This window comes from Xanthomarina gelatinilytica, from assembly GCF_000348685.1.
Lineage (GTDB): Bacteria > Bacteroidota > Bacteroidia > Flavobacteriales > Flavobacteriaceae > Xanthomarina > Xanthomarina gelatinilytica.
Map to the genome: position 1 here is coordinate 116,834 of NZ_ANLA01000019.1, position 9,007 is coordinate 125,840.

At 35.1% G+C, this 9,007-nt stretch carries 4 protein-coding genes; 3 read left to right on the top strand and 1 reads right to left on the bottom strand.

The features are described 5' to 3' along the window. Positions 1 to 3: 3 nt before the first annotated feature. A complete protein-coding gene (gene uvrA / locus D778_RS11975) occupies positions 4 to 2,838 on the bottom strand; it encodes an excinuclease ABC subunit UvrA (protein ID WP_007651072.1) in 2,835 nt (944 codons plus the stop codon). A gap of 448 nt (positions 2,839 to 3,286) precedes the next feature. On the opposite strand from uvrA, the gene D778_RS11980 reads away from it, so the two are divergent. From D778_RS11980 to D778_RS11990, 3 genes are all read left to right on the top strand, one after another. Next, on the top strand, positions 3,287 to 4,444 hold the full coding sequence (locus D778_RS11980; protein ID WP_007651074.1) for an alpha/beta hydrolase-fold protein: 1,158 nt from the start codon (positions 3,287 to 3,289) through the stop codon (positions 4,442 to 4,444). A 1,267-nt stretch (positions 4,445 to 5,711) separates the two neighbouring features. Continuing rightward, the gene (locus tag D778_RS14250; protein ID WP_007651081.1) at positions 5,712 to 8,405 is read left to right on the top strand and encodes a BspA family leucine-rich repeat surface protein; all 2,694 of its coding nucleotides are present in this window, start codon (positions 5,712 to 5,714) and stop codon (positions 8,403 to 8,405) included. Positions 8,406 to 8,569: 164 nt separating this feature from the next. After that, on the top strand, positions 8,570 to 9,007 hold a 438-nt coding region (locus D778_RS11990), incomplete at its 3' end, for a hypothetical protein (protein ID WP_040492371.1).

Sequence of the window (9,007 nt, forward strand, 5' to 3'; positions counted from 1 at the left end):
GCCCTACAGGTTCAATTCTTTTTTAAGAAACTGCGCAGTATAGCTTTTTTTGTGTTTTATCACCTCCTCGGGAGTGCCTTCCACGATAACTTTGCCACCATTTTTACCACCTTCGTAACCAATGTCTATAATGTGGTCTACCATTTTAATAACATCCAGATTGTGCTCAATAATCAAAACCGTATTGCCTTTGTTGGCCAATTTGTTCAACACGATCATAAGCACCCTAATGTCTTCAAAATGCAAACCAGTGGTAGGTTCATCCAGGATATAAAAGGTGTTACCAGTGTCTCGTTTGCTAAGTTCGGTTGCCAATTTAATACGTTGGGCTTCGCCTCCAGAAAGTGTTGTGCTTTGCTGTCCTAAGGTAATGTAGCCCAGGCCAACATCCTTAATGGTCTTTAATTTTTTATGGATTTTGGGTATGTGCTCAAAAAACGGAACCGCATCATTAATGGTCATGTCCAGCACATCACTAATGGATTTCCCTTTGTAGCGAATCTCTAAGGTTTCCCTATTAAAGCGTTTGCCTTGGCAGGTTTCGCACTCCACATATACATCTGGAAGGAAATTCATTTCTATAACCCGTAAACCACCACCTTGGCAGGTTTCGCAACGGCCACCTTTTACATTAAAACTAAAACGTCCCGGTTTATAACCACGTATCTTGGCTTCAGGAAGTTTGGCAAACAAACTGCGTATTTCACTAAAAACACCTGTATAAGTTGCTGGATTGCTTCGTGGCGTTCTGCCTATGGGCGACTGGTTGATGTCTATAACCTTGTCTATATGTTCCAGTCCGGTAATGCTCTTGTAAGGCATGGGTTTTTTTACCCCATTAAAATAATGGGCGTTCATAATAGGGTAGAGCGTTTCATTTATTAAGGTGGATTTCCCACTTCCCGAAACCCCAGTTACCCCAATCATTTTACCCAAAGGAAACTTTACGGATATGTTTTTTAAATTATTTCCGGTACAGCCTCTTAACTCAATAAACTTTCCGTTCCCTTTTCTGCGTGTTTTAGGCACTTCAATTTCTTTGGTGCCATTTAAATAATCAGCTGTAAGGGTATGATGTGTTTTTAACTCTTCGGGTGTGCCAATGCTAATAATTTCGCCACCATATTTTCCAGCTTTTGGGCCAATGTCTATCACATAATCGGCATGCTCTATCATGTCTTTGTCGTGTTCCACCACAATTACCGAGTTGCCTATGTCCCTCAAGGCTATCAAGGATTTAATAAGTTTTTCGTTATCCCTTTGGTGCAGCCCTATGCTAGGTTCATCCAGGATATAAAGCACACCTACCAATTGCGAGCCTATTTGGGTTGCCAATCGAATACGTTGAGCCTCACCACCTGAAAGCGATTTGGAACTTCGGTTTAGGGATAAATAATCCAGACCAACATCCAGTAAAAACTGCAATCGGGTTTTAATTTCCTTTAAAATCTCTTCGGCTATCTTTAATTGTTTTTCTGAAAGGTTTTGTTCCAAATGCTCAAACCAAGCAGCCAAATCCACAATATCCTTTTGGGCCAATTCGGCTATGTTTTGTCCGTTTATTTTAAAATATAAAGACTCCTGCCTTAAGCGTGAGCCCATACATTCGTTGCAAAGCACCTTGTCCATGTACTCTTTGGCCCAGCGTTTTAAGGAGGTGGTTTCAGCCTGGTTATACTGACTTTCAATAAAATTCGCCACGCCCTCAAAATCTATTTTATAATCGCGGGTTACCCCTAAGGTTTTGCTCTCTACCGAGAACTTTTCGTTGCCCCCATAGAGGATCATTTGTTTGGCCTCTTCAGGAATGTCTTTGTATGGGTCGTTAAGAGAGAAATTAAAGCGTTGCGCAATGGTTTCAAACTGTTTAAAGATCCAAGAGTTTTTTTGTGGGCCATGAGGCGCCAAAGCTCCAGCAGCAATGGAGAGTTTTGGGTCTGGAACAATCTTGTTTTTATTTACTTCATACAAGGAGCCAATACCATTGCATTTTGGGCAAGCCCCTTTAGGCGAATTAAACGAAAAATTGTTGGGTTCCGGATTGGGGTAGGAAATCCCAGAGCTAGGACACATTAAGTTTCTACTAAAATAACGCAGCTCCTGAGTGTCCTGGTCCAAGACCATAAGCACATCCTCGCCGTGGTACATGGCCGTGTTAATGGTTTCGTTCAGGCGTTTATGGTTATCTGCCGTCTGGTCTATTTTTAAACGGTCTATTACAATTTCTATGTCGTGGGTTTTGTACCTGTCCAGCTTCATGCCTTTCACCAGGTCCAGAATCTCGCCATCGGCCCTCACTTTTACAAAACCTTGTTTGGCAATTTGCTCAAAAAGCTCCCTGTAATGTCCTTTTCGCGAACGTACCACAGGTGCCAGGATGTTTATGCGTTTGCCTTTAAAACTTTCAATGATGAGTTCTTTAATTTGCTCATCGGTATAGCTCACCATTTTTTCGCCTGTGTTGTAACTATAGGCATCACTGGCACGAGCAAAAAGCAGTCTTAAAAAATCGTATATCTCTGTTATGGTTCCCACTGTGGAGCGGGGCGACTTACTGGTGGTTTTTTGTTCAATAGCTATAACAGGAGAGAGGCCGTCTATCTTGTCCACATCAGGACGTTCCAGTCCACCCAAAAACTGTCTGGCATAGGCAGAAAAGGTTTCTATATACCTACGTTGGCCTTCGGCATAAATGGTATCGAAAGCCAAAGACGATTTGCCACTTCCAGACAAGCCGGTAATTACCACCAGTTTTTCCCTAGGAATGGTAACATCTATGTTTTTTAGGTTGTGAACGCGAGCGCCTTGAACCTCAATATGTTCTTCAAATGGACTCATAAAAAATAAAAGCTTCTGTTTTAATAAGAAGGCAAAAGTACCTGCTTGGCAAATAGGTTTGCAAAGGTACAGAATATGCAATGAAAAATAAAGGGAAGTTAAAGGTCAGTTAGACTTTATTAAATTTTGGTATCATTTTTTGTTTCAGCAACAAGTACATTTAAAAAAAACACCAGACACATTTAAGATTAGGATACAAGAACAAAGAACACGACCGACGCTTGTTTCTATTTGTTTCATCCTTAAATAATTCCACAGCTTAAGTTAGATGGTCTAACCTAAATGTTATGGCCTTTAAATCAACAGGATGTTGTTTTTTTACTACATTAGTGGCATGAACATGCTATTTGGATTTATCTAGACATTTTGTTAAGCAAGCTCTGGAATTACAAAACCTCTAAGCGTCTTATTTTTTTAGTTTTTTTTGAAGGAAATAAAACACCCTTATATGAATATGAAACAGACTATGGCTTTCATGGCTTTTCTGCTAAGCATAAGCTTAAGTTATGGGCAGGAATTGGATACTTTAAAACTATATTCCCAAGCTTTTAACCAAGAGCGAACAGTATATGTTCACAAACCAAAATTTTACAAATACAAATCGGAGGCTGTTAAGCTGCCAGTTATTTATTTGCTTGACGGACAGCATGAATGGTTTGTGGACCCCTTGCTTTCAGACATACAATATCTACAATACACTAAAGAGATTCCACAAGCCATAGTAGTTGTAATCCCACTAAATCAAAGAAATATAGAGTGTGGCATCGTGGATTTACACACTGAACTGCCTTTGGATGCATTTATTACCAAGGAATTGGATCCCATATTACAAAAATACCATCCAAATGATTTTAAACTTATTATAGGTCATTCCTTTTCAGCATCATTCGCTTTGTATTCTTATTACAGGCATCCAGAGTATTATGCTGGGGTTATAGCCAATACGCCCTTTGACGAAATGAACCTTCTTGTAAAAGGTTTTATTGAACAGGACCCTTCAGTTAGAAAAGGCATTTCAATAAGTATTGGTGGTATTGCCAACAGTAAAGATTATTATCACCGGAAAAATTACGAACAATTAAAGAGGGATTATCCAGGCTTTTTCAACTCCATCCAAGTCTTTGAAGCCAATTATTCGGCCCATAATGCAGTGCCTATAGTTGCAACCCCCACATTATTAACAGCTGTTTTTGAAAGTTTCAGAAGCAGATATAATCACATCGCAAAGGTAGATGACAGTTATACCCTTACTTCCCAACCCCAAAGTTTGGCTCAAGAGCTGGAGCATTTGCAACAAGCTTCAACTATTGGCCTCTATGCTTATCCGCCTGAAATTGCAGATATCAATGGGATAGCCTCACGTTATTGGAACAATCAACTGGAAGCCTATGCTGTTGAAGTGTATAAATTAGGAGTAAGTTATTACCCCAAATATTACGAGTTTTATCTCTCCTTATACGAATTAACATTCCCAACAAACAAAGAGGCATCTAAAGCCTATTTAGAGAAAGCAGAGTCTTTATTGCTTCGTGTAGAGGGCCATTGGGACGGAAAGAACGATTTGTTAGATGCCATTCAGGTTGAAAAATCAAAAAATGGTTGGTAATTACCTATCAATTTCAATCCTGCAATAGAATTATAATAGCGATACATCATTGCTTTCTTGTTATCTTTTGTTTTAAGCAAACCTCTGTTTTTTCCACACAGCGTTTTACTAAATAAGCTAAATAATTATAAAACCATGTGATAGGGATATTTTTTGGTTTTTTATGGTCTTTGTTTACGATTAGTGCCAATAGTAAGATGTTTTAGTTTTGGAATTGTTTAACAAAGGCAACTAACCTAGGGAGTGCCTTATAAAAGAACAGATTTTCTTTTGGTTGTTTTGTGAAAAAAAAAAATAGCTAGCTGCCATACGGACTATGTACGGACCATCTAAGGACTATGTACGGAGTAACTATGGAGTATCTACGGGTGAACCCCTAAGCAGGTCTTTATTTATAAGGGTTTAGAGCGGTTGCAAACAGGCATAACCTGTATTGACCTAATGAAGTGGATTTTGAAAGATTAAGTTACTTTTTTTTTCTTAATGTCCAAAAAAAAGTGGCCATTATTTAAGCTGTGTATAGAAAAATGACCTGTACTAAAATAGCTTTATAGGTTATTAGATACATCCTGACCTTGTGATACAATACTACTATTTGAACCTAAATTGATTGTACAGGTTTCATACACTCTCCATACACTCTCCATACTTGAGCTATACTTAAGCCATATACCAGCCATACAGGACAAGACTTTGCAGTGTTTTAATAACAAAATTGGCTTGTTTTCTGGAGAGGAAGGCTTACCATAAATTTTATTTATGGTAAAAAAAACAGTACCGAAGTAAGTTTATACACCCGAACTAGACCCGAACTCACCCGAAGTAAACCCGAAGGAAACCCGAACTAGACCCGAAGGAGACCCTATGGAAAATTAGGTTTGAGGTGCGTTTTTGTGTAAGTAATGTACTACATTTGATTTGTTTTTAAGATGTTTTGTTATTATTGGCATCTATTTACTGAAATAGGTGTGGAGCGAAGAAACATTTTTAATGGGTTTTACGGAAAGCCTTAAGGTTGCCAGCAAAAGTTTGCATTTCTTTACAAAACAAACCCGCAAACAAAAGGGCAGGAACAATAAAACATACCTAGAGCCACGTATTGCAAAGCTGCTTAAAAATAGCTAGGTTTGAAACATAAAGCAAAGGATAAAAGCAATAAAACCTGTTGTTATCTGGAAATTATATCCGTTATATAATTATATTTGAGATGATATAATGAGTTGGGCATAAGTTTGACCTAGTAAAGACCGAATTCAAAAACAATATGATGAAAAAAACCTTATTTTTTATATTTTTTTTAATGACTATTAGTATTAGAGCGCAAGAACCCTTTATATTGACATGGGAAGCAACAATTGATAATTCTGATTTTGTTTTAGTTGTATACTCTTATAGTCCAAATTATAATTTTACCATTGACTTCGGAGATGGAACAATTTTAAATAATCAAACTCAGTCTCTACAACATTCATACTCTCAAACAGGCATATACAACATTAGTATTTCAGGCATATTTCCTGAATTAAATTTAAACGAATACACAAAAGAGAATGTATTAAGTGTGGAACAATGGGGAGATATTGTTTGGAATTCTACGGCAAGTATGTTTGGTAATTGCTCAAACTTAGTTATTAACGCTACAGATGCTCCTGATTTAAGTCAAGTAACCGATACTTCATTTATGTTTGATGGATGTGTAAATTTCAATCAAAATATTAATAATTGGGATGTTTCTAATGTCACTAATATGGGCGGAATGTTTAGGGGATGTACTAGTTTTAATCAGCCATTAGATAATTGGAATACTTCAAACGTTAATTATATGTATGAAATGTTTGCAAATGCATCAAATTTCAATCAATCCTTAGATAATTGGAATGTGTCTAATGCCACAGATATGTCATATATGTTTTCAGGTTGTTCTAATTATAATCAATCTTTAAATAGTTGGGATATCTCTAATGTTTCTAATATAAATGAGATGTTTTTTGAGGCAACTTCGTTTAATCAACCTATTGGTAATTGGAATACATCTAGTTTAACAGAATTAGTCAGTGTTTTTCAAGGCGCAACATCCTTTAACCAACCCATCGATAGTTGGGATGTTTCTAATGTAACCAACATGACACGGTTATTTTATCAAGCTTCAAGTTACAATCAGTCTATAGATATTTGGGATGTTTCAAGCGTCACTAATATGAGTAGTATGTTTGCATATGCTTCAAATTATAATAAACCCTTAAATAGTTGGAATATATCCAATGTAACAACTTTATGGAGCATGTTTTTTGGTGCATCTAGTTTTAATCAGCCATTAGATAATTGGAACACTTCAAATGTTAATTACATGTATGAAATGTTTAAAAATGCAACAAGTTTTGATCAAGATTTGTCATCTTGGGATTTTTCTAGCCTCAGTTATTCTTATGGTTGGGGTGATATGTTATCCTACTCAAATTTAAGTATTTATCATTATGATAAATTATTATTAAAATTAGCTTCAACAGATATAAACAATATAAGTCTTGGTGTGCATGGTCTTGAATATTGTAATTTTAATGCTCACAATTATTTGCAATACAACAAAGGCTGGTATTTTTCTGGAGATAGTGGTTCAGCTAATTGTAACACCATCGTCGGTTCTGTATATTACGATTTAAATAATGATGGATGTAATATTTTAGATATTGAAGCAACAAATTTACTAGTTAAGGCCGAAGATTTAAATATGTTTGATGTTTCTAGTATTGTAATCAACGGTAATTATGAGATACCTGTTCATACAGGAAATCAAACTGTTTATATTTCCAATTTACCCAATTATTTTACTGCAACACCTCAAAGTGAATCCGTTGATTTTTCGACAATGTCCACAGAACAAGTTGATTTTTGTTTAACAGCAAATCAAATCGTAGAGGATTTAAATATTACTATTTTACCAATAAATCAGGCTAGACCAGGTTTTCAGTCTCATTATAAATTGGTAATAAAAAATATTGGTACAGAAATTATTAATGGTATTTCAGCTGAGTTTACTTTTGATAATACAAAACAATCATATGTGTCAGCTATTCCTAATGAAACAAGCACAACAACAAATAGTTTAAACTTTAGTTTAGGAACTATCCAACCATTTGAGAGCATTGAGATTGATATTACAATGCAAAATTTTACACCACCAATTGTAAATACAGACGATATTTTAAGCTTTACCGCAATAGTAACACCAAACCCAAATGATTTTACACCAAATGACAACTTATATGAATTAGACCAAATTGTTGTAAATGCCTTTGACCCTAATGACAAAAGAGTTCTGCAAGGCTTAACTATAACTCTTGATGAAACAGATGAATTTTTAGATTATATTATCAGATTTCAAAATACTGGAAATGCAAATGCCACTTTTGTTAGAATTGAAGATGTATTAGATACAGAATTAGATTGGAATACTCTAACAATAACAGATGCAAGCCATAGTCATGTTGTAAAAATTACCAATGGTAATGAAGTAGAGTTTTTGTTTGATAACATAAACTTACCATTTGAAGCTGCAGATGAACCAAATAGTCATGGTTATATAGCTTATAAAATTAAACCAAAATCTACTGTTCAAATAGGAGATATAATGAGTGGTAATGCAAATATATATTTCGATTACAATCCGCCAATTATAACAAATATAGTATTTACCGAAATAATGGAAGCGTTAAGTATAGATAATTTTTCTTTTGATAATAGACTAGCTATTTACCCAAATCCAACGAATGATTATTTTAAAGTAGAAAAATCGAGTAATGTAAATATAGAATCGATAAGAATATACAATATTTCAGGAAAATTAGTCAAAGAGTTCACCGAATCTGAAAGATATAATGTAAGTGATTTAAATTCTGGATTCTATTTTTTAAGAATAAAAACAGATAAATCTCAAACAATAAAGAAATTAGTAAAATCATAAAAACCTATACCCAACAATGCTAAGCGTAATGCGGGTTTTGGTGCTAAACTTAAAGTAAATGAACATTAACAAACATATCGCCAAACCGAAAGTGAAGTGCTTCTAATCCCGCTACTTTTTTATACTAACCGTTGTGTGTAATTTAACCAAACCAATCTGCTGAATTGAAAATACAATATTTACTACTTCTATTTATAATCTTTAGTTCTTGTAAAGATGATATTTCCAATGAAAAATACAGGAATGAAAACTATGTGTTTTACCAAGAAGATGGTAAAGCTGGAAAATGGCAAAAAATAAATCCTGAATTGGAAATAAAACTTCCGAAATCACATTCGACCTATTTCTTTCCAAATGGAAACAGATACGCTGAATTAAAAGTTATTGATAGCTTTCCTAATCGTATTCTTAAATACTTTAATACACAAGATAAACTAATTAGAACTGTTGAATACAAATCAGATTCAATGATTAGTAGGGTTTTTGAAAATGGGAATTATAAAGGCTATCATTCAAATTTTGGATTACTACAATCGGAAGGTCTGATTGAAAATCACATTGTAGGCTTCCCCAAAAATAGGACAGTTATAAATTCTAATTTA